The 22,166-nt window shown below is 67.3% G+C and carries 18 protein-coding genes; 2 read left to right on the top strand and 16 right to left on the bottom strand.

Features of this window, described 5'->3' with window-relative positions; genetic code table 11:
• Position 1: 1 nt before the first annotated feature.
• From ACEN8G_RS01945 to ACEN8G_RS01920, 6 genes are all read right to left on the bottom strand, one after another.
• On the bottom strand, positions 2–3,313 hold the full coding sequence (locus tag ACEN8G_RS01945; protein WP_413414265.1) for an error-prone DNA polymerase: 3,312 nt from the start codon (positions 3,311–3,313) through the stop codon (positions 2–4).
• A 479-nt stretch (positions 3,314–3,792) separates the two neighbouring features.
• A complete protein-coding gene (locus ACEN8G_RS01940; RefSeq protein WP_413414264.1) occupies positions 3,793–4,023 on the bottom strand; it encodes a hypothetical protein in 231 nt (76 codons plus the stop codon).
• Positions 4,024–4,087: 64 nt separating this feature from the next.
• Positions 4,088–4,588 (bottom strand): Hsp20 family protein, encoded by a 501-nt coding sequence (locus ACEN8G_RS01935; protein ID WP_413414263.1) that lies wholly within the window; start codon positions 4,586–4,588, stop codon positions 4,088–4,090.
• 251 nt (positions 4,589–4,839) lie between these two features.
• Positions 4,840–6,396 carry a DUF6504 family protein gene (locus ACEN8G_RS01930; protein ID WP_413414262.1) on the bottom strand — a complete coding sequence of 519 codons (1,557 nt, stop codon included), beginning with the start codon at positions 6,394–6,396 and terminating at the stop codon, positions 4,840–4,842.
• Positions 6,317–7,048, bottom strand: a complete 732-nt coding sequence (locus tag ACEN8G_RS01925; RefSeq protein ID WP_413414261.1) for an ImuA family protein — start codon at positions 7,046–7,048, stop codon at positions 6,317–6,319. The genes ACEN8G_RS01930 and ACEN8G_RS01925 overlap by 80 nt, the downstream gene beginning before the upstream one ends.
• Positions 7,049–7,199: 151 nt before the next feature.
• The gene (locus tag ACEN8G_RS01920) at positions 7,200–7,385 is read right to left on the bottom strand and encodes a hypothetical protein (RefSeq protein WP_413414260.1); all 186 of its coding nucleotides are present in this window, start codon (positions 7,383–7,385) and stop codon (positions 7,200–7,202) included.
• Here ACEN8G_RS01920 and ACEN8G_RS01915 point away from each other — a divergent pair.
• Both ACEN8G_RS01915 and ACEN8G_RS01910 read left to right on the top strand, forming a co-directional pair.
• Entirely contained in the window at positions 7,384–9,918 is a 2,535-nt protein-coding gene (locus ACEN8G_RS01915) for a TonB-dependent receptor (RefSeq protein WP_413414259.1), read from the top strand. The two genes, ACEN8G_RS01920 and ACEN8G_RS01915, sit on opposite strands and share 2 nt — an antisense overlap.
• Positions 9,912–12,023 (top strand): Atxe2 family lasso peptide isopeptidase, encoded by a 2,112-nt coding sequence (locus tag ACEN8G_RS01910; RefSeq protein WP_413414258.1) that lies wholly within the window; start codon positions 9,912–9,914, stop codon positions 12,021–12,023. The genes ACEN8G_RS01915 and ACEN8G_RS01910 overlap by 7 nt, the downstream gene beginning before the upstream one ends.
• Before the next feature lie 45 nt (positions 12,024–12,068).
• On the opposite strand, the gene ACEN8G_RS01905 is transcribed toward ACEN8G_RS01910, so the two are convergent.
• The 10 genes from ACEN8G_RS01905 to ACEN8G_RS01860 form a co-directional block, all read right to left on the bottom strand.
• Entirely contained in the window at positions 12,069–12,194 is a 126-nt protein-coding gene (locus ACEN8G_RS01905; RefSeq protein WP_413414380.1) for a hypothetical protein, read from the bottom strand.
• Positions 12,195–12,213: 19 nt separating this feature from the next.
• Positions 12,214–13,989, bottom strand: coding sequence for an asparagine synthase-related protein (locus ACEN8G_RS01900; RefSeq protein ID WP_413414381.1), 1,776 nt, complete (start codon positions 13,987–13,989; stop codon positions 12,214–12,216).
• A complete protein-coding gene (locus tag ACEN8G_RS01895) occupies positions 13,986–14,636 on the bottom strand; it encodes a lasso peptide biosynthesis B2 protein (protein ID WP_413414382.1) in 651 nt (216 codons plus the stop codon). Before ACEN8G_RS01895 ends, ACEN8G_RS01900 begins: the two co-directional genes overlap by 4 nt.
• Before the next feature lie 516 nt (positions 14,637–15,152).
• Entirely contained in the window at positions 15,153–15,782 is a 630-nt protein-coding gene (locus ACEN8G_RS01890; RefSeq protein WP_413414383.1) for a GntR family transcriptional regulator, read from the bottom strand.
• A complete protein-coding gene (locus tag ACEN8G_RS01885) occupies positions 15,779–16,684 on the bottom strand; it encodes a phytanoyl-CoA dioxygenase family protein (RefSeq protein WP_413414384.1) in 906 nt (301 codons plus the stop codon). Before ACEN8G_RS01885 ends, ACEN8G_RS01890 begins: the two co-directional genes overlap by 4 nt.
• A complete protein-coding gene (locus ACEN8G_RS01880; protein WP_413740721.1) occupies positions 16,684–17,247 on the bottom strand; it encodes an acyl-homoserine-lactone synthase in 564 nt (187 codons plus the stop codon). The genes ACEN8G_RS01885 and ACEN8G_RS01880 overlap by 1 nt, the downstream gene beginning before the upstream one ends.
• 123 nt (positions 17,248–17,370) lie before the next feature.
• Complete coding sequence (locus ACEN8G_RS01875) at positions 17,371–18,126, bottom strand: LuxR family transcriptional regulator (protein WP_413414386.1); 756 nt, start codon at positions 18,124–18,126, stop codon at positions 17,371–17,373.
• A gap of 611 nt (positions 18,127–18,737) precedes the next feature.
• Entirely contained in the window at positions 18,738–19,625 is an 888-nt protein-coding gene (locus ACEN8G_RS01870; protein ID WP_413414387.1) for an alpha/beta fold hydrolase, read from the bottom strand.
• Between the two features lie 269 nt (positions 19,626–19,894).
• Positions 19,895–20,077: a DUF6771 family protein gene (locus ACEN8G_RS01865; protein ID WP_413414388.1), complete on the bottom strand. Its 183-nt coding sequence runs from the start codon at positions 20,075–20,077 to the stop codon at positions 19,895–19,897.
• A gap of 426 nt (positions 20,078–20,503) precedes the next feature.
• Positions 20,504–22,150, bottom strand: a complete 1,647-nt coding sequence (locus ACEN8G_RS01860; RefSeq protein ID WP_413414389.1) for an FAD-dependent oxidoreductase — start codon at positions 22,148–22,150, stop codon at positions 20,504–20,506.
• Positions 22,151–22,166 lie beyond the last annotated feature (16 nt).

The following is a 22,166-nucleotide window of genomic DNA, read 5'->3' as shown; positions in this document are numbered from 1 at the left end:
GTCAGCTGAAGTCGCGCGGCTTGATCTTGATTCCCTCGGTCGGCTGTCCCGGGATAATGCCGGAGCCCAGCCGGAGGTCGGGGATGTAGATGTCGCGCGGGTTGCGGCCGAGCGGGCGCTCGGCAGGATCCCGGGGATCGGGAGCCATGCCGTTCTTCACCACGTCCGCGCGCGACACGCGATAGATGTCGGCGACGTCGCTGCGGCTGCCGACGCTTGCCAGCAGCGGCGACAGGTCATCGAGCCGCTCGGCGATGACATGGATCACGTCCCCTTCGCGCTGCACCTTGCCGCGCAGGCCGATCATCGAGGCGCCGAGCACGACGCGGCGATACTTCTCGAAGACGTTGGTCCAGACGACGAGGTTGGCGATATCGGTCTCGTCCTCGATCGTGATGAACATGACGCCCTTGGCCGAACCCGGCTTCTGCCGGACCAGGACTAGGCCGGCGAGGTCGATCCAGCGGCCGTCCTTCATCGTCCGGGCCGCCGAGCAGGGCTGGATCTTGCGCTGCGCGAGCTCTTCGCGAAGAAAGGCGAGCGGATGGGCGCGCAGCGACAGGCTCGTGCTGCGATAGTCCTCCACGACTTCCTGGCCCTCGCCCATCGGCATAAGGCGCACCTCGGGCTCGACTGCTTCGTCGCGCCAGGCCGCGTCGCGCCGGTCGGCAGCGGCGAACAAAGGCAGCGGTGCATCCGCCAGGCCTTTTACCTGCCACAGCCCCGCGCGGCGCGTCCGGTCGAGCGAGCCGAATCCGTCCGCCTCGCCGATCCGGTTGAGGGCGCCGGCGCCTACCCCGGCGCGGCGCTGGATTTCCTCGACGCCGGCATAGGGGCCGTCGCCTCGCGCCGCGACGATCGCGGCGGCATCGTCATTGGCCAGGCCGCGCACCAGGCGCAGCCCCAGGCGCACCGCCTTGTACCGGCCCGCCGTCTCCTCCAGCGTGCAGTCCCAGCGGCTGGCATTGACGTCGACCGGCCGCACCTCGACCCCATGCTCGCGGGCGTCGCGCACGATCTGGGCGGGTGCGTAGAAGCCCATCGGCTGGGCGTTCAGCAGCGCCGCGCAAAAGGCGTCGGGATGATGGCATTTCATCCAGGACGAGGCATAGGCGATGAGCGCGAAGCTCGCGGCATGGCTCTCGGGAAAGCCGTAGGAGCCGAAGCCCTCGATCTGCTTGAAGGTCTTCTCGGCGAAGTCATGGGCGTAGCCGCGCGCAACCATGCCGCCGATCAGCTTGTCGCGGAAATGGCTGACCCCGCCGGTGAGCTTGAAGGTCGCCATCGCCCGGCGCAGCAGGTCGGCCTCGGAGGCCGTGAAGCCGGCGCACTCGATCGCGACCCGCATCGCCTGTTCCTGGAACAGCGGCACGCCGAGCGTCTTCTCCAGCACGCGGCGCAGTTCCTCCTTGGGATAGGTCACCGGCTCCTTGCCTTCGCGTCGGCGCAGATAGGGATGGACCATGTCGCCCTGGATCGGCCCGGGCCGGACGATCGCGACCTCGATGACGAGGTCGTAGAAGGTCCGCGGCTTGATCCGCGGCAGCATCGCCATCTGCGCGCGGCTCTCGATCTGGAAGACGCCCAGGGTGTCGGCCTTCTGGATCATCTTGTAGGTGGCCGGATCCTCGGCAGGGATGGTCGCCAGGTCGACCTTCACGCCCTTGTCCGCCTCGAGCAATTCGAAGGCGCGGCGCATGCAGCTCAGCATGCCGAGTGCGAGCACATCGACCTTCATGAAGCCCAGCGCGTCGATATCGTCCTTGTCCCATTCGATGACCTGGCGGTCGTCCATCGCGGCGGGCTCGATCGGCACCAGCTCGTCGAGCCGGTCGCGGGTCAGCACGAAACCGCCTGGGTGCTGCGACAAATGCCGCGGCGTATTGATCAGCTGCCGGGCCAGCTCGAGGGTCAGGGCGAGCCGCTTGTCTCCCGTGTCGAGGTTGAGCGCCTCGGCGTGCCGCTCCTCGACGCCCTCCCGGCTCCAGCCCCAGACCTGGCTGGAGAGGCCGGCTGTCATGTCCTCGCTCAGCCCCAGCGCCTTGCCGACCTCGCGCACCGCGCCGCGTGCCCGGTAGCGGGAGACCACCGCCGTCAGCGCGCTGCGGTCGCGGCCATAGGTCTCGTAGATCCACTGGATCACTTCCTCGCGCCGCTCGTGCTCGAAATCGACGTCGATGTCCGGCGGCTCGCGGCGTTCGGCCGATACGAACCGCTCGAACAAGAGTTCTGAGCGCACCGGGTCGATCGAGGTGATGCCGAGGCAGAAGCACACCGCCGAGTTCGCGGCCGAGCCCCGGCCCTGGCAGAGGATCTCCCGGCGCCGGGCCTCGGCGACGATCGAATGGACGGTCAGGAAATAGGGCGCATAGTCGAGCTGGGCGATGAGCTTGAGTTCATGCTCGAGCTGGGCGCGGATCTTCGGCGTGACCCCCTCGGGATAGCGCTCGGGCGCCTTTTCCCAGGTCAGCCGCTCGAGCTCCTGTTGCGGCGTGCGGCCGGGCACGCGGATCTCGTCGGGATATTGGTAGCGCAGCTGCTCCAGGTCGAAGGTGCAGCGCTCGGCGATCTCGAGGCTGCGGGCGACGGGCCGCGTGTCGCCGAGATTGCGGCGGAACAGGCGCTCCATCTCGGCGGCGGTCTTGAGATGGCGATCGGCGATCGCCTCGCGCCGCTCGCCCAGTTCGTCGATGGTGCACTTCTCGCGGATGCAGGTGACGACGTCCTGGAGCAGCCGGCGCTCCGGCGCATGATAAAGGACGTCGCCGGTCGCGACCGTCGCGACCCGCGCCCGGGCGGCCATCTCCGCCAAGTCGCACAGCCGCACGGGATCGCGCGGACGGCGACGAAGCGACAGGGCGAGATAGGCGCGATCGCCGAAGATCCGGCTGGTCCGGTCCAATGCCGCCTGAGTATCGGCATTGGCCCGGTCCGGCACCAACATGCCGATCAGCCCCGCGTTCCATTCCTCGACGTCGCTCCAGTCGAGATGACAGGCGCCCTTGCCGGCGCGGCTCTTGCCGATCGACAGCAGCCGGGTGAGCCGGCTCCAGGCCGCGCGGTCGCTCGGATAGACGAGCAGCGCCGTGCCGTCGGCGAGGTCGAGCCGGCACCCCGCGATCGAGCGAACGCCAGTTGTCTTCTGCGCATCCCAGGCGCGCACGATGCCGGCGACCGAGTTGCGATCGACCACGCCCAGCGCCGGGAGCCCGAGCAGTGCCGCCGCGGCGAACAATTCTTCCGGCGAGGAGGCGCCGCGCAGAAAGCTGAAATGCGTGCTTACTTGGAGTTCGACATAGGAGGCGCTGGACATGGTACGAGCCGGCAAGAGGAACAATGTTCCTTATATGTTCCGGCCTCGCAAGTCGATTCCATCCTCGGATATCGGTCGTCTTGTCGACGCCGGCGGCTCGGGCAGCGACACGCCCGGCGGTCGTCTCGCTGCCCGGCGCGGCGGTCTTGCTCGGCACCGTCAATCTTGTGCGGCGCGGGAGCCTCGCCAAATTCCGGCGCGGCCGATCGGGCCGCGCGCTGTTCCCGAAAGTTCGAACGCCACTGGCGAGCCCAGCCGGCGTCTTGCGTCAGGGAACACCCTCCAGGGCGGCACGCGCCACGCGGATTGCCTCCGTGGCCACCCGGTCCCGTGCCGACGGCCCCGGCCATCTGCCGCGCCCGAGCGCGGTCTCGAGGTCGCACCGTATTCGCTTCGCCACCCGCTCCAACTCGGTTTCGCTAGGCTGGCCGCCGCGCGCAATGCACGCGACGATCTCAGGGGCAATCGTACCGGCCATGTCAGGCGGCTCCCGGATGCCCCGCGTCGAGCTGCCGGAGCGCTGCCGGCATGTCACCCGCGGGGACGCGATCGCGCAATTCGGGCGGCTTGCGCAACCTGGGTCGCGAACGGACCGAAGGGGCATCGCAGACCGAGGACTCCCGGATGGAGCGCCTGACTTCCGGCTCGAGTTGCGGACGCTCGACCAGTTCCCGCGGACGGCGCAGCAGCCCCAGGAAATTCAAGGTCATCGTCGATCCTCCTCGATGCTTGTCGGACGAGACATGCCCGCCCTTGCCGGGCGGGCATGCAGGCTTACGCCGCTTCCCGGTCGGCGGGCTCGCCTTCCTGCGCGGAAGGGCCCGCGAGCCGGTCGTTCGCGGGCGCGGAAGCCGTGCCGCCGATCGCGATGCGCCGGGGCTTCATCGCCTCGGGGACCTCGCGCTTGAGCGCGATCCGCAACAGGCCATTGTCGAACTGCGCATCCTCGACGACAACGAAGTCGGCCAGCTGGAACCGGCGTTCGAAGGCGCGCGTGGCGATGCCGCGGTGCAGAAAGCGGCCGGTATCGCCGTCCTCCTCTTCCTTGCGGCCCGTCACGGTAAGCTGGTTGCTCTGCGCCACGATCTCGATTTCGTCGGGACGGAAACCTGCCACCGCCAAGGTGATGCGATAGCGGTCTTCGCCGGCCTGCTCGATGTCGAACGGCGGGTAGCTGTCGGTCTCGCCGCGCGCTCCGGCCTCGAGCAGGTCGAACAGACGGTCGAAGCCAACCGTCGAGCGGCGATAGGGAGAAAAGTCGAAAGCGGTCCTCATATCCAAACCCTCCATATGAGCAATTTGAGCACGAGGCGCACCGGGAGAGCCGGTGCCCTCAGGTCCTGCCGGACCGAGATTTCGCGTCCGGCGGCGCGTAGATGGTTTTCGCGGGGGCGGCTTCAAGAGCCCTTTTGAAGAAATTTTTCGCCGTATCGCCGGGCTCGTCGCCGGAACGCAGGCGGCGCACCGGCATGCGCTCGCCCGGGACCGGCTTATGCCGTCGTGGCTCCTGAGCCGTCACGGCACGATCAGGCGAAGGCGCCATGAATGAACCAAGTCATCGGGCCGGTGGCCGCCCGTTCGCCTTGTCCCAGCCGGAAGATCCAGTAGCGGCCGCCGCTTTCGACCTCGACCTGGAAATAATCGCGCACCGCATAGGGCGTCTCGGCCTCCTGGCCGGCCTCGCGCCACCATTCGCCGTGCAGCCGCTCGGGACCATCGGCCTGGGTGACGCGGTAGCGCCGGCCCCCCCAGACGAACATTGCCGGGGGATGGTCGGGAAGCATGGCAGTGACCTGGATCTCCTGGGGAGGGTCGATCAACCTGCCCGGGCGCGGCAGGTCGTCGGCCCAGCGAAGCCCGGCAGCCTGGCCGAGCGCAGGGACCGACGAGACCGAGCGCTCGGGCATGCCGCCTGGATGCGGCGCCGCGCGGTGCAGACTATGCTGGCCGAATCGATTGGCAAGCGCGTCGATCAGGCCGCCGATATCCGCCTCGCGCCTTCCCGCGCGGGCAAGGTCGCTCTGGCTGGGACCGAGTGCCTCGGTAAGCGGCGCCACCAGCGCCATCGCCTCGATCCCGAGCCCCGGTTCGATTTGGTCGACGCGCGCGACGAGCAGCTTGGCGAGATGGGCGGTATCGCGGCTGGCAGCCGCAGTGCCGATGCGGATCGCCTGGACCCGACCATCGACGCGGTGGAAATAGAGGTCGAGCCGGCGGGCGCCATGGCCCATGCGTACGAGCTGCCCGCCCAGGTCCTCGACGAGGTCCCCGATCACCCTGGCGAAGGCTTCGGGCGTCGCGATCGGCTCGAGAAGCCCGCGGCGGCACCGCGGGACGTGCGGCGGGAAGATCGGTTCGATCGCCTCGGGGGCATGGCCGAGCGCCTGGTCGAGGCGCTGGTGAAGGATACGGCCGAACCGCCGTGCGAGCGGAGCGCGCGGCGTATCGATCAGCTGCTCGACGGACACGAAGCCGAGCTTGCGCAGGCCCTCGACGATGTCATCCTCGAGCCGGAGCGCGGCGATCGGCAGCAGCGCCATGGCCTTTCGCTGGTTGCCGGGATCGATGGTGGTCGGGCGGCCGGCGGGAACATGGCGCGCGACCGCGTGCGCGCAGCCCGGCGTGTCCGCGACGGCGACCTGCACCGCATAGCCGGCCCGCGCGACCCGGCGATACAGGTCCTTGAGCAGGCCGCGTTCGCTGCCGAACAAGGCGGCGCAGCCGCTGATATCGATCCAGATGCCGTTTGGCGGGTCCGGCGCGACGAAGGGCGAATAGCGGCCGCACCACAGCGCCAGGCGCCGGAGCGAAGCGAGGTCGCCTTCAGGGTCCGCGTCTACGACCTGCAGCTCGGGCGCCAGGCCGCGCGCCCTGGTGACGGTCATGCCGGGGGTGATGCCCAGGGCGCGCGCAACTGCATCGACCGAGGCGACGATCTTGCGGCCATGGTCGGGGAGCGCAGTGACGAGCGGCCGGTCGCCGGCCGGTGCGGCGTCGCGAGTCTCAGCTCGCGAGGCGCCGCTCTTCCGCCGCAGCCGGTCGGTCGACCAGCTTGGCAGGTAGAGCGAGACGACCCTGCGCATCGCAGGCCTCCACGATCCAGGACCTGGGTTCGCCGCCGCGCACCCGCTCGAGCCGCACGTCCCAGCGGGCGCGGCCGAGGCTGGGGATGCCCAGGGGCTCGCTGGGCGCGGCGAGCACGCGCCAACGGGTGACCGCCGCGGTGCCTTCCGCGATCGCATCGACCGGCGAGGCGCGGCGGAAAACGAAGGCCGTGGTACCCGAGCTCTCGGCGGCGAGCTGCAGGCGCTTCGACGCCGTGGTCGAAAGCTTGGCGACTTCGCCGACCACCCCAGCCAGTCCAGGATGGCGCAGGCATTCCTCCATCGCCAGCAGGACGTTGGTGTCGCTGCCCGCCTCGACATGGATGACGCGGTCCGGATGCAGGCCGGCCAGGTCGAGCGCCGGCGCGAAAAGATCGCGCCATCTCAGGCACCAGAAGACCGGGCCCTCGATCCGGGCGAGGACGCCGGCAAGGAAAACGGTGGCTGCGGCATCGTCGCACAACGCGCTGCTGCCGGCGACTTCGTGGAGCGCGCCCATCGCCAGACCGCCGCCCGGGAGCCGATCGTCGAGCGCCGCGAGACCGAACGGCACCGCCGCATGCCGCTGCCCGACGCCTTCGATGGCGGCGATGCGCGAACGCAGATCGGCGATGACAGCTGGCTGCCGCATGAAGGTCCACGACTCGACAAAGGGTTGATTCGTTCCCTTTTTGTTCGGAAGAATGCCGGGCCGTCAAGAACAGGGCCTGACGTCGAGGTGCGGGCCACCGTTGCGCAGGCCGTCCGCCCAGCCGTTCGCGCCGAGACGAATCTCCGGGTCGTTACGGCACCGTCCGCTGTCGAAAAATATTTTCGCAGCCGACCCCGTGATTCGCCGTCTCGCCCGTCAATCCGCCCAACGCCGCACGAAGCTGGCGATTTGGGAGGGTGGAAATGAGAGTCTCGAGAAAAGCATTCTGCGCCGCGCTGCTCGGCGCGACGGCGATCCCTGCAAACATGGTGATCATGCCGGCGAGCGCACAGGAGGCTCCGATCGCCTTCGAGCTGCCGCCGCAGGACCTGGGCGTGACGCTGCGCACGCTTGCCCGGTTGGGCGGCCGCGAGATCCTGTTCGCCGAGGACGACGTCCGCGGCAAGCGATCGCCGGCGGTCCGGGGCCAATTCACCATCGCGCAGGCCGTGCGCCTCGCCCTCGGGGACAGCGGGCTGATTGTCGAAGAGCAGGCCGGGGCGCTCGTCGTGCGGGTGCGTCCCCAACCGGGCGAGGCAGCGGAGCGCAGCGCGAACAACGCGGCGATCATGGTGACGGGCACCCGCATCCGCGGAGCGACCGGGCCATCACCCGTCATCGTCATGACGCGCCGGAGCCTGGAACAACAGGGACTGCCGGACCTCGCCAGCGTTTCGCGGATCATTCCGCAGAATTTCACCGGAGGGCAAAACCCCGGGGTCGCGGGGGGCGGTGACCAGGGCGGCTACAACAACATCAACAACGCGACGACGCTCAACCTTCGCGGGTTGGGCTCGGACGCGACGCTGACGCTCGTCAACGGTCACCGCCTTCCTTACGACGCCGTCAACCAGGGCGTCGACATCTCGGTCATCCCGCTCGCCGCGCTCGAGCGCATCGAGGTGATTACCGACGGCGCCTCGGCGCTCTACGGTTCGGACGCGGTCGGCGGCGTCGCCAACCTGATCCTGCGCCGCGACTATGACGGCCTCCAGACCAGCGCCCGCGTCGGTGCCTCGACGCAAGGCGGCAATGTCCAGCAGCAATATTCCGGGGTCGGTGGCAAGCGCTGGACCGGAGGCGGCTTCATGGCCGCGCTCGACTATAGCAAGGCGACCCCGATCTACGCCGACGAGCGGGAGTATTCGCGCGGCCTCCATCCCACCCAGATGATCGCCACGGGAAGCCGGCAGGTAAGCGGCGTGCTTGCCGGCCACCAGGAACTCGCGAGTTGGGCATCCTTCGAGCTGGACGCCCAGCTCGCCGATCGTCGCGCGCGCAAGACCAATGTCTTCTCCGTGACCGCGCCCGTCACCTATTTCGGGCAGATCAATCTTCCGGTGGTGCGCTCCTACGCGATCACGCCGTCGCTGCACCTGCGGCCCGGCGGCGGCTGGGAGGCGACGCTCGAGGCGACCCAGGGCGAGAGCGCCACCGTCAGCACCGCGCTGCGCTATACCAATGGTGCCCTGCTTGTCGGGCGCACGGCCTATGACGACTATCTCACCAATTTCGAGGCAAGCGCAGAGGGGCCGCTCGTCCGCATGCCGGGCGGCGACGTACGCCTCGCTTTGGGCGGCGGCTATCGGCGCTTCCGGCTCGCCTTCAACGTCCGGGCGACCAGCGGCGGCGCGACCCAGATCTTGCGCGATGCGGTCGAGCGGCGGGAAAGCCTGTTCGGCTATGGCGAGCTGTCGGTGCCGCTGGTCGGTGCCGCCAACCGCATGCCCTTCCTCGACGCGCTGCGGCTGAGCGCCGCGGTCCGCTACGAAAGCTACAAGGGCATCGACGCCGTCGCCACGCCGAAGCTCGGCCTGGTCTATGCGCCGCATCCCGACATCACGCTGAAATATAGCTGGGGCCGCTCGTTCAAGATTCCGACGCTGCAGCAGGTGAACCAGTCCCGCGAAGCCATCCTGCTCGACGAAAGCCTTTTCGCGCCGCAGCCGGTGCCGCCGCTGCCCCCAGGCTCGACCGTCCTGCTCCTGGCCGGCGGCAATCCCGATCTGCGCGCGGAACGGGCGACGAGTTCGACCCTGTCGATCGAGTTCAGGCCGCGCTTCCTCGCCGGCCTGCGCATCGAGGCGAGCTATTTCGACATCGACTATCGCGGCCGCATCGCAAGCGGGGTCAGCGACTTCACCACCGCGCTGACCAATCCAGTCGCCGCGGACTTCGTCACCTTTGGGCCCAGCGCGAGCCTGTTGCAGCAACTGATCGCGGCTGCGCCCCTCGGGCTCGAGAACCAGAGCAGCGTGGCCTATGATCCCGCGCAGGTCGCGGCCGTGGTCGATGAAAGCCTGCGCAACACCGCACGCGAGCATGCCCGCGGCGTCGACCTCGCCATCGACTATAGCGCCGCGCTCGAGGGCGGCGGCCAGCTCCAGCTGGCGGCATCGGCAAGCTATCTCGACGGCAAGCGTCAGCCGGTCGCGGGCGCACCCTATGAAGGCCGCGCCGGATTGATCTTCACGCCGCCCCACTTTCGCGCGCACGGGTCGGCCAGCTGGCAGCGCGGCGGTCTCCAGCTCGCGGCTTCCCTCAACTATGTCGGCAGCACGCTCGACAACCGCTTTCCCCAGGTCGAGAGGATCGGCGCCTTCACCACGCTGGACCTGAGCGGCGCCATCCGCCCCGCCATCGAGCATGGTCCGCTCGCCAATCTGGAATTCCGGCTCAACCTCCAGAATCTGCTGGGCGAGCAGCCGGACCGAATCCGAAACGCGGCGGCATCGTCCATCCCCTTCGACTCGACCAACCAGTCGCCGATCGGACGGTTCGTCAGCTTCTCGGTGACCAAGCAATGGTGAGCCACCGCCTGGCGCTCGCCGCCGCCGCCTCGCTCCTGGCGCCCGCGGCGGCCTGGGCCGCCCCGGACTGCAGCGACCTGTTGCCGTCCGGGGCAAGCTTTCCGGTCCGCAACCTCGTGCCGGAAGACCTGGTCCGCCTGCGCGACATCGGGCCGGTCGATCCCAACCAGCAGGACGAGGGCCTGTTCTCCGTATCGCCGGACGGCACCCGTGCCGCCTTCCAGCTTCGCCGCGGCGATCCCGTCGCCAACGGCTTCTGCCTCGCGATGCTGGTGGTGGATCTTCGAAGCGGCACCGTGCAGGTGGTCGACCGCGGCGGCGACTTCATGCGCCTGCGCTTCGATGCCCGCGGCGCTGCCGGATTCCCGAGCGGCTACGCGGACCCGGTCACGCCGCGCTGGTCGCCCGACGGGAAATCGATCGTCTACCGCCGGCGCGACCGGGGCGTCGTCCAGTTGTGGCGAGCCCCGGCGGACGGCAGCGGCGGCGCGGCGATCACCAGCAGCGCCGACGACGTGGACGACTTCCGCATCACCGCCGACGGGCGGGGCGTGGTCTATGCGACCCGTCCGGCATTGCGGGACGCGCTCGCCGCGATCGACCGGGAGGGCCTGTCCGGCTTCCATTATGACGATCGCTTCGTGCCGGCGGCGAGCAGCCGGCCGTTCCCGGAGGCACCGATCGCGCGCATGGTCTCGCACCTCGACCTGGCGAGCGGGACTGTGCGTGCGGCAACGCCCGAGGAAGCCGGCCTGCTCGACACTTCGTCGATGCAGGAAGGAAGCTGGAGCGAGGCGACTTCCCCGGTCGGCGACCGGGCGTGGCTGCAGGTCCCGGCCAGGTCGCTCTATGCCGCGCGCGGCAGGCTGGTCGTGACGACCCGTACGCACACATTATCGTGCGGCGCGCCGGCCTGCGCCGATGCGAGCCAGCCCTGGTGGACAGGCAGCAAGGTCCGGTTCCGGCGCCACGAAGGCTGGTCCAACGGCGTCACCGCAATCTACGAATGGACACCGGGCGCACGCACCGTGCGCCGGCTCTACGGCACCGAGGACCTGTTCCTCGGCTGCGTACCCTCGGGCAAGACACTCGTCTGCCTGCGCGAGGGGGCGCTCCAGCCTCGCCGGCTCGAGCGGCTCGATCCGGCGAGCGGCAGGCGCACGTTGCTCTTCGATCCCAACCCCGAATTCGCAAGTCTGAAGCTGGGCCAGGTCGAACGACTGCGCTCGCGGAACAGCTTCGGTGCGGAATCCTTCGCCGACCTCGTCCTTCCGGTCGGCTACGTGCCGGGACGGCGCTATCCGCTGGTCGTCGTGCAGTATAACTCGCGCGGCTTCCTGCGGGGCGGGACTGGCGACGACTATCCGATCCAGGCATTCGCCAATCGCGGCTTCGCAGTGCTGAGCTTCGACCGGCCGCGCGCCATCGGCTTCAAATCCACCACCGACATCCTCGAAGTGGACAAGGTCAATCTCAAGGATTTCGCCGACCGCCGCAGCGTGCTGGAGGCGATCGAGACCGCGGTGCGAACGGCGATCGCGCGCGGCATCGCCGATCCCGGGCGGATCGGGATCACCGGGCTCAGCGACGGCTCCTCCACGGTCCAGTATGCGCTGCTCCACAGCAGGTTGTTCTCGGCCTTTGCGACGAGCAGTTGCTGCTGGGATACCAACCTCGCGCTCCGGGTCGGCCCTCGGGCGGCGCGGCAATTCGCGTTCATCGGCTATCCGAAGACGGTCGACGACAGCGCGGAAGCCAGGGCCTTCTGGCGGCAGTTCGCCGTCTCTCGCAACGCCAGGGAGATACGAGCGCCTGTCCTCGCACAGCTGGCCGACGACGAATTCTGGGTCGCACTGCAGAGCGTCACGGCGCTGCGCGAGCTCGACCGTCCCGTCGATCTCTACGTCTTTCCTGGCGAGCACCACGTCAAATGGCAGCCGGCGCACCGGCTCGCGGTCTATACCCGCGCGATCGACTGGTTCGACTTCTGGCTGAACGGCGTGAAGGCACCCGGTCGCCCGCAGGAAATCGCGCATTGGGAAGCGCTGCGGCGCGCCCGGTCGGGTCCGGTAGAAGCTCCCGACGGCGCGGCGCCGCCCCCCTGAAGCAGTCAGGTTCGAGCGGGCGCCTCGGCGCCCGCTCGCCCCGCGTCAATCGTCGTGCAGGCCCAGGGGCCGCATCCATCCGAACTCGTTGTCCGCGATCCCCATCACGGATCCGCGAGTATCGGCGCTGACGCTGCCGAGCTCGACCAGCTTCGTCTCTTCGGTACGCATCTTCTTTCTCCTGTTCAGGTCATGTGGTGCCCGGGCCGGCGACCGTCGTGCCGATGGAACGCGACGACCATGCGGTCGCCCATGCCTCGACATTGATCAGCTCGAGCAGGCGCGCATTCTCCTCCCCGGCCGTCAGTCGATCCGGCCGCAGAGCCTCCTCGATCGCGCGCGTATCGAGAATTCGGTGCCTGGCGAGCAGTCCATTCATCAGCCGCTCGCGCAATTCCTTGCCCCTGCGCCGGATGATCTCGCCGCAGAACGGGTCCGGCGACCCCTTGACCCGCCGCTCGACGATTACGGGCGGAAGCCGGTCGGCAAAGGCCGCCCGCGCCATCGACCGGTCGCGCCCGCCCTCGCGCCATTGCCAGCTCGGGATGGCGAGGCAGGCCTCGATGACCGGCTGCGACAGCAAAGGGTTTATCACCGGCGCGAACCGGCTGCGGTCGGACTCGAGCGTCGGATGCGCACGCGCGATCCCGGCGATGTGCGCTGCCTTGCCGGGCAGCGCCCAGGGCGGCGCTTCGAGCCAGGGATGCGAAAGCTCGAGACCTCGCAGCGAGGCGATGAGGTCGGGGTGGAGAAAGGCGGGGCTCGGCTTCCACGGATAGGCGGCCGGCCGCCTCGCGATCGCCACCGCCGCGCGCGTGACCCGCAGGGGCCCTGCGCCGGTCTGCCGGCAGATATCGCGCAACGTCGCGAACGCGCCTGCCCCGGGCCCTTCGTGCAATGCCCGGTCCGCCAGGGCGGCAGCGGACTGGGAGAAGCCGAAGACATTGTCGCCGCCATTCCCGGTGAAGAACGCGTCCGCGCCGATAGCGGCGGCGGTTTCGCGGTGCGCCTTTTCATAGGGCTGCGCCTCCGCCCGCCCCAGCGGCCGTGGGAGATGCGCCCCGAGCGCGTGACCAAGGTCCACGGCGTCCAGGTCGTAGCGCCGCTCGACGAGCGGCAGCGCGAGGCTGCTGCTCACTGCCTGGGCAAACCCGCGCTCGTCGCCGGCCACGTCGTCGGTGAACATGGTGATGCAGGTCGCGCTGCTCCCGCTCCGGGCAAGGCTCGCGGTGACGATCGAGGAATCGAGGCCACCGGAGAGGCTCACCAGCGGGTGCCGATAGAGCGATGCCCAGGCGGCGACGCACTGCTCGACCACACGGCGGAGACGCTCGGCCGTGGCGAAGGACTCCTCCCCGGCGCAGGGCGCGACGAAATCCCAGGGCGACCATCCGGGAAGCGATCGCTCGGAGCGGCCCCGCAGCGCGACGCCGGTGCCGGGAAGCAGCGTCGTGATCCCGCCGAGCGCCGTCTCGACGATGGGAAGACCGCAGGAATAGAGGATTCGCCCCAGCCTGTCCCAGGCAACGCCCCCCGGCGCGCATCCCGCCATCTCCAGGAGCTCGACATCGGATGCGAGCATCGCCAGATCGCCCGCCACCCCCCTGTAACAGGGCAGCGCCCCTGAGGGATCGCGCAGGATCTGAAGCTCATCGCCGCGTGCCCGAACGGCGACATAGCCGCCCCAGAAGGATCGCAGCAGCGCGTCATGGCCTTCTTGCGCCAGCGCGCTACGCTCCGCCTCGCCCAGGGTTTCGATGACGCGCGCGGGCCCGTGCCGGTGGAACAGCGTGCCGATCACCACGCCCTGGGGATCGACTTCGAGGCACCGGCAGGCATCGCTGACCAGCACGGCAAAGCGTGGCGCCGATCGCGCCAGCCGCAATCCTGTCCGCCCGGCAATACGCTCGGCGGCCTCGGCGAGGTCTGCGCCGGCCGACAGGAGGACGAGGTAGCGCGGTCTCATGGCAGCACCAGGATCGGTGTGTACAACCGCACATGCTCGAGGTCGCCGACGACCACTGCGTCGTCGCACTGGACCCAGCTATGGGCTGCGAAGGGATTGAGGCGCACCCCGAACACGAGTGCCGCCGCCTGGCCGTGCCTCTGGCATAGCCGCCGCGCCGCGATCGCCCGGGGCAGGCACTGGTCGCTGGCGCGCAGCAGCATCGCGCTGGTCACGAACGCGCCCGCGACCTTGCGCAGCCTTGCTTCGTTCCTAGCGTCACCGGTGGCGGGACGCTCACCCGCGAGGCGGGCGGCGATACTGGCCATCGACCGCAGCTTCAGCCAGCAGCCTGCCCGGAGCTGCCCGGCGATCGCCGCCACCACATCGGTGGTCGAACTGCTGCGCCGATTGTCGAGGGCAAAGTCCCGCGTCGCGGCCGGGTGCGTCGTCGCGGCCTTTCGGCCGCCGTCCCCTGTCTCGAGCAGTCCGCAGTCGATGAGCGGCGCCAGCACGTCGGGCGGCAGCGGCTCGCCTGCGGCCCAGCGCCGGAACAGCCCGTCGGGGATCTCCGGCAGGCAGAAATAGCGATTGGACGTCAGGTCCAGGAACACGGCCTGGCCGGCGCAGATGCACCACGACAGTCCGGGGCGGAGGGTGAGCGGCATGATGCTGCGCCGGAAGGGCGCGCGCCCTTTTGGGGCACGCGCCAGGTCCGTCAGTCGTCGCTGAGGCCGATCGGCTTCTGATGGCTGAACTCCGTGTCGACGGCGCCGACCGGAAGGCCCTTGGTGTCGGTGCTCACGACACCGAGCTCGATGGTCTGTTCGATTTTCATGGCATTCCTCCATTCACGAGAAACGTCATGGCCATGACCAGACCCAATGTAGCGACCGTCTCGATTATGAGAACATTATAATCCATTTATAATTCGATTGTTTTGGGCAAGTTTTCCATGCCGATTAAGAACCGGGCGGGAAAAGCACGCTTGGGCGTGCGCCATCACCTTTAGCCGAAGCCTGGACATAGTGGTGGCCACCCGGCCGCATTCATCTATTCACAACTATATTGCTGCTTTATTTTCGCAGGCTCACGCAGAACGGACTAAATTTCCAGCGCACGCGCAAATGCCAATTCCCGGCATTCGCCTGCGACAACCCGGTCGGTTTAAATCACAAGGACGCTCACTTACGGCGATGATCAGACGATCCGAGACCAGCAGCCAACACCATGATGTCAGCAGTGGCAACAATTCGGCGCCGATGATATCGCTTGAGCGCGCCTGTGAGCGCTCTCCGGTCGCCGGAGGCGATAATTTGCAAGAGACCCAAGAATTCTTCTGCAGTCGACCTGAGCGTACTGTTCTCGGCGGCGCGGAATATTGCCAAGCGGTCATTGAGTGACGAAACCACGCCGGTCAGCTCGCTGCTTCCGGCCGAATGGGCGATCTCGAGGAAGAGCGTCGCGGTCGACGTTGCGATGTCGGCATCCGTGCGGGGCGAGACGACGGCTTTCTGATGCTGCGACATCTCGGCTCGCTTCGCTACGAGCTCGAGCACAAGGCCATTCCAGCTGTAGAGATCGCGTAGTCCTGCCTCCGTCGGCAAGGGCACGCGAAAGCCATTATGATTGGGCGCCTCGACCAGGCGTTCGCCGGTCAGGCGGTGGAGCGCGTCGCGGATAGGCGTGATGCTCGAGGCAATCTGCTTGCCGATGATTGCGGGTTCGATCGGAGTTCCGAGCGGCAGCTCGCCTTCGACAAGCATGCGCTTGAGCTCGCGGTAGACGCGCTCGAAAGTTGCGCCGGGGCTCATTGCAGGTCTCCGCCTCGCTGGCCGGAGACGTGTGCAGCCACCAGCACCTGCTGGTCCGGGCGCAGCGCATCAATCGCCCCGATCGAGCGGGTCGTTGCCTCGCGGAGCAAGATCGAGGGACACTGGCCTTCATAGTTGCCGAGATTTGGACGGTGCTGGCGGTAGCCGACGAGCTGGGCGAGCTCCGGCGGGAAGCGACGCGCGGTCTCGGGCGGATATGCAAGCCACTGGTTCTCATAGGGCTTGAGCCAGCCCAGGCAGTAGCTGATGATCGCGCCGCGGCGAACGGTTTCGGTGGTGTTGCCGCCGGCTCCGTGGAGCGTCGAGCCGAGGAAGATGAGCGCGTCGCCCGGGTCGAGTTCGACCGCGACCGGCGCGGCGTCGGGGTTGGGCGCGAGCGCCCTGGGTCCGTGGCTATGGGGCCAGATAAGCGTCGTACCGTTTATCTCGCGATAGGGCGTGAACGGCCACATCACGTTGAGAAGGTATTCGGTCTCGCCGATGGCGCCCCGCCACATGTCCTGGTCGCGGTGTGGCAGCTGCGGCAGCGCGCCGGGGTAGAGCGCGATAGCCTGGGTCAGATTGAGCTGCAGGCAGTCGCACCACGGACCAAGCACCTGCTCGGCGATGCCCAGCATCTCCTTGTGCAGCACCAGGTCGGCAGCATGGGTGCTGCGGGCGAGCAGCCGGCCGAAGCGCTTGGTGCGCTCGCCGTAGAAGCCGCCCTGGCAGAAGGGCGTCTGTTCGAAGGCGTCGGCGAGGTCGGCGCTCAGGGACTCGATCCCCGCCGAGGGAAACGCGCCCCTGAGGACGAGATAGCCCTGGCCGAGCAACTGGCGGGCGGGGTCCATCGGGGTTAGCGAATCGGCCGCCTGGTGCGGCGCTGGTACCGGGTTCGCCATCACGCCGCCTCGGCCCGGAACGAGCTCGCCGGTGCCAGGATGCCATTGGCGGCGAGCAGTGCGGCGGTGTCCGGGGTGATCTCGATCTCGAGCGCACCGAGGAGCTTCGTCCCGACGCGCCGGGGCTCGCCGAGGCGCCGGGCACGCCAGCCGAACTTCAGGATCTGCTCGAGCCAGCTCTGCTCGGCGACACCAATATAGCAGGTGATGCTATGGGTCAGTGCATAGCTGGCGAGCGCCGTGACCAGGGCGTCGCGCCAGCGCCGCCGCTCGGTAGCCCGCAGCGATCGGTCAAGGCAAAAGCGGGTAATCTCCCAAGTGCCGGCCCCGCTCGGCGGGGCCTGGTCGCACAGCTCTGCGTAGTGCTCGCCGAGCAGATGTGGTCGGGTGGTCGGCAACAGGCGCGCGGAGGCAAGGTGGCGCTGTGCCTGGTCCGCGAGGATCAGGTAGCTGGCATGCGCGTCGTCATACTGGTCGACTTCGTATTTGTCGGCGAGAACCGGCAGGTCCCAGCCGAGCAGGTCGACGAAGACCCGCTTCCTTGCCTCGAACATTGCGCGCATTACGGCATCGCCGGCGGCGTGCTTTTGGTCTTGGGTGAACAGCATCTTCTGGCTCCCCTGGTTGTGGGAGCCCGATGCTGTGCCTGTCGGTCTAACCAGACCACTCCCCAGAAATGGGGAGGTTTACTTCCGCATCGCATCGGTGAACGTGAGCGCCCCGTCGTAGAGGGCATGAATCGCGAGCTGCGTCTTGTTGAAGACGCCGTAGCGCTTCCGCGCCTCCTTCATGTGCTGGACCGCCGTGCCATAGCCTATGCCGAGTATCTGTGCCGTCTCCCACTCGGACTTGCCCCTGACTGCCCAGTAGATGCAGTCGAGCTGGCGGTCGCTGAGCCTTGGCCTATGCAGATCCAGGCGCCGGATGCCGGAAAGACGTCGCGCACCTTCGAAGGCGGCAGTGCCGACGAACTGGACAAGCGGCAACCATTCCATGCGATAGCCGCGCCCGGTAACGGTCGCGAACGAGCAGGATCCTTCCGCCTCACCCGGGATGTGCGTTGGCACGGTATAGCCGTCCGCAAGCCCCGCGCGCCTGGAGCGCGCGATGATTTCCTCGTCGCGCTGGGTCATTTCGATCAGCTCGCGAAGGATCGCCCAGGGGAAGCCGAGATTGCGAAGGTGACTCGCTCGGTGCACCGGATCGGAGCGGCCGAGCCCCTCGGCATCGAAGAACGCTTCCCATTCGGCTGGATAATTGTGCAGGCGAATTACCGGTCCGGGCGTCCGTGGCACATCGACATGATGCGTCAACGCGAAATAACGAAAGCCCATCTCTCGCGTGATCGCGTCGAGCAGGGCGAAGAGATCCCTGATGGTCGCGGCTGTGGCCGCCGCCTCGGCGAACGCCTGCGCTGTGGCAATTACCATCTGCCGTGCCAATCCGATGCACGACGCGCCCCAAGCCGCAGCGTCCCTGTTCCTGCCCTGCCGGCACCACGTACGTCGCTTTTCCCTCGGCGCCGCGGACGGATCGATGAAGATTCGATTCTAATCGTTTCGCGCTTGCAGAGCAAATCGGAGTGCCGAACGCCGCCTTTACGCTTTTGCCGGGGGCGGGCTCCGGGCAGTAATGCGGCGATAGAGCGCAGACCTGACGGCCCCTCCCGGATTTTCTATCCAACGGACTTCGTGTCGCCCAATGGATTGAAACATTGCGTGTCGGCGACCCGTCGCGGCGGACGCGCCCGATCGCGAGATTGCAGTCTTGCTCTACGAGAAGCCGATCGTGCGCACCGAGTGGAAAGGGCGTTCGGATTTCCTGATGCACCAGATGCGGCAGCGCTTGGCGAATGCCGGAACGACGGCCGCGGGAGGCTGGCGGGCATTGCCGGGAACTAGAACATAGGTTCACAATGTCCGGTCCGACCGCCGCCAATCGAGACTTCGACACTAAGCTAGTCATTTTGGGCTGGGTACGGATTGGCAGGTTCCGTCGGACTAGGCCAGGACGCTTTCGCGCCGGGCTCAAGGCGCGACGGCCATACGCCCCATTATCGAACTGCCTGTTCCCGGACCGCCGCGACGCCTTGGAGGATGTTGTCGACTACGAACTTCGGTGCTTCGTGCGGCAGGCCATGGCCTGCGCGTTCGGCGACGTTCTGATGCGCATTGGCCGACAGCGACAGGTACGCGCGCTGCATGCGCTGCGTTGCGTCTTCCAGCTTGACTGCGAGCGACTCCGACAATCCGGGCACCATCCGGAAGCGGGGGCTGTGCGTAGCGATGATGACCGGCTTGCTGCCGAGCGAGGTGAGGAGATGTGCTTGTCTGGCGCTTTCTCGCATATCCAGGCGTTCTTCGTTCTTGCTCGGATCTGTCTGCATGCTGATGAGGAAGGCGCGTGCGTGGGTGACGGCCTGTTCCTCCCCTTGAGCGGGCGCGGGCAACAGCGCGAGCCATTTCGAAAATTGATCGGGATGGGTCGTCGACACGAGCACGAGCCCGGCGGTGTCGGCTGGATATTTGGCTGCGAACACCTGCGCATGCAGCCCGCCCACGGAGTGGCCGACCAGAAGATAGGGACCCTTTATCCCGGCTGAGGACAGCGCGGCATGAAGGTCATTTGCGGAATCCAGGCTGGAGCGCGAGCCTGCCGGTGCCGGATCGCTCCCCCCGAGACCGGCGCGATCGTGCAGGCAGACCTGCGTCACCAAGGCTACTTGGTCGGCGATGGCCTGCCAGCCGGGGTCTTCGACAGGCGCGGTTCCCATTCCCGCGTCGATGACCACGGAGGGACTGCCTGTGCCCTTGCAGGCTAGACGTATGGAGCGCCCGCCTACATCGAAACGGCCGTCGATCGCTTCGTCGCCGGTAGCAGCTGTTGCGGGCAACAGGAGGGCAACGCAGGCGATGAGCTTCGCGACTAGTGTCTGGTGCATGCTGGTTCCCGGTCGAAAGCAAAACATAAGCGGCTGCACGGACCCATGACAATGTCCGCTTTCGAAGACAGCTTCCGTCAAGCTGCCCGCCTGCAAGCTCCCAATCTCGGGCATTCCCGTGCTGGCTAGGTAAAGCCAGAACCCGCCCGACGCTTCCGCCTTAATGTCAGTGGTTTAGCGTGATAAGTGCGATGCCCGAAAGCCGTCAATGATGGGCTGCGACAACGAGATGCCTTATCCCGCCCGGCGTGCAATGAAGGACGCCTAGTTTATATCGGACGCGGCTTAGTTTTTGGCTCGCTTGCTTCTCCAAGCGTGCCGGCGATCATGGCAGCCAGCGCTTCCTCGGCTCGTTTACGTATGGCGTGATCCTTGGAAGCCGACTCTTGGCGGATCCACTCAGGTGCACGCGCGATCACGGAAGCGATCGCAGATTGCAGGATATCGCTCATTCCAACCACTCGGCCGTCCTCGTGAATAGTATGCCTACATCTACTGGGCCACGCCGTTCAACCTTGGGCATCCTTAGTATCCGTCCCCCTACGTCTTAGATGGGGCGCAAAGCTGCCGACCGGCACCCTTCATTTCACCTTCATCCTCTTTCCCGCACCCTTCCCTGCCCGCAGCCGATCAACACCCCTCAGGGCCAAGATTCAGCGCAGGGGCGGGCAGCCGTCCTCCCAAAGGGACGCGCCTTCCACCACGCCCCCTCCCGCAAACGCCTATCATCAACGGCCGCAGCCAGCGCAAACGCGCGGTAGATGTGGCGCGGGCGGCTCAAAGATGGCGGTCAGGCGTTCGACATCGCCATCTTCCAGTTTGATGAGGCATCAATCGAACCCGGACAGATTCAAGGCTGGCCTAATGCTGTGTCGGCACTATTGCGTGAGGTCGAGGATTTGCCCCTCGCGCACAAGCTGCGCGCGAAGTTTCGAATAATCGACATCCTGAACGGGCGATCGATCCTCGATAGCGATCGAGGCTGCGACCGATGCCGACTGGCCCAGGATCATGAAGACCGGCTCCATCCGGATCGACCCATAGGCGATATGCGAGGCCGACAATGCCACAGGTACGAGCAGATTGGTGACCTCGCTCCTGCGTGGGACGATCGCGTCATAGCTTATCGGATAGGCTCGGCCGGGACTGATCTCGATATTGCCTTCATTGCGGACGAAGCCGCTCGCGTCGACGATCCGCTGCACATTGTGCGAGTCCATGTTGTACGAGCCCATCCCGATCGGCCGCGGCGTCGGGCTTGCGCCTCGCAGGTGCCGCTCCGCCATCACGAAGTCGGATACCATGCGGCGCGCCTCGCGCACGTACATTTCGCGGGGCCAGTGGCCATTACGCGTGAACTCGTCCTTGCAGAGACCCCATTTCGACATCTCCGTGCGCGTATCCGCCGGCACGTCGGGATCATGCGCCATGAACCAGAGCAGCCCCTGCTGATAGCGCGTGTGCTCGCGCGCGATCGCCTGTCGTTCGGCGTCGCTACCCTCGGGATAGCGATAGTTCATGCCGATATTGTCAAAGGAGAAGGCGCCGAAGTTGTTCGTGTCGGTCTTGCCGTTTGGAATCCGGTCGAACTTGCGGAAGAAGTCGCGATAGCCCGCGTCCATGTAGCGCTTGAGCAGCGCATATTGGCCGGCGTCGTAGCCCCGCGGCCTGGAAAAGGCCACCCGATTGGCCGGCACGTCGGTCAGGCACATCCGGTAGGTATAGGCCTGAATCCTGGCATCCGCGCTGCCATCCGGCGCCGGGCGCTCCGCGCTGATCCGCGGCAGCAGGCCGCTGGAAGGATCCCCCGCAACGCGATAGGGGTCTATGTCGAGCGTGAACTGGTGGTTGGTCGTGTTCTTCAGCTGCACGCCATTCAGCGTCTCGCCATAAGCCGCATTGGCCTCCCGGCCGACCGTGAACCGGACCCCGGCGCCTGCCATCAGATCGCCTTCATAGGTCGCGTCGATAAAGACCTTGCCTTCGAACCGCTGCCCCGTATTCGAACGGAAAGCGACGACGCGCCGGTTCGCGACCTCAACCCCGCGCTTCGAGCGGTCGAGCGGCTGGTTGCGGACGATCGTCACCCCTGCCGCGCGCGCCCAGTCTTCGTAGATCCGTTCGCCGACCCCGGGTTCGAACTGCCACATCGCCTCGCCATCGACGAAGTTCTCGGCGCGCACCGGCCGGGGCGCGTGCACCCATATCTTCGGGTCGTCATAATGGCGCTTCACCTTGCGATAGAATTCGAGCGACAGACCGCCGATCGCGCGATGATTGCCGGTATCCGACCATCCCAGGCCGTTGGTCGACATGCCCCCGAGATAGTCTTCTCGACACACCAGCAGCACGGATCGCCCCAGGCGCCGCGCCTCGATGGCGGCGATCACGCCCCCGGAGGTGCAGCCATAGATCACGATATCGGCGCGCCTTGGCGCCGCCACCGCATCCGGCACGCCCAGGGCCAGGGTGAAAGACGTGGCACAGGCGACAGCCAGGACGCGGCGAAGTGTACGTTCGATCATGTTCCCCTCTCGTCCC

Source organism: Sphingomonas sp. Sphisp66, assembly GCF_047324325.1.
In the GTDB taxonomy this organism is placed as follows: Bacteria; Pseudomonadota; Alphaproteobacteria; order Sphingomonadales; family Sphingomonadaceae; genus Sphingomonas.
This window is presented reverse-complemented; position numbering and strand designations above follow the sequence as displayed.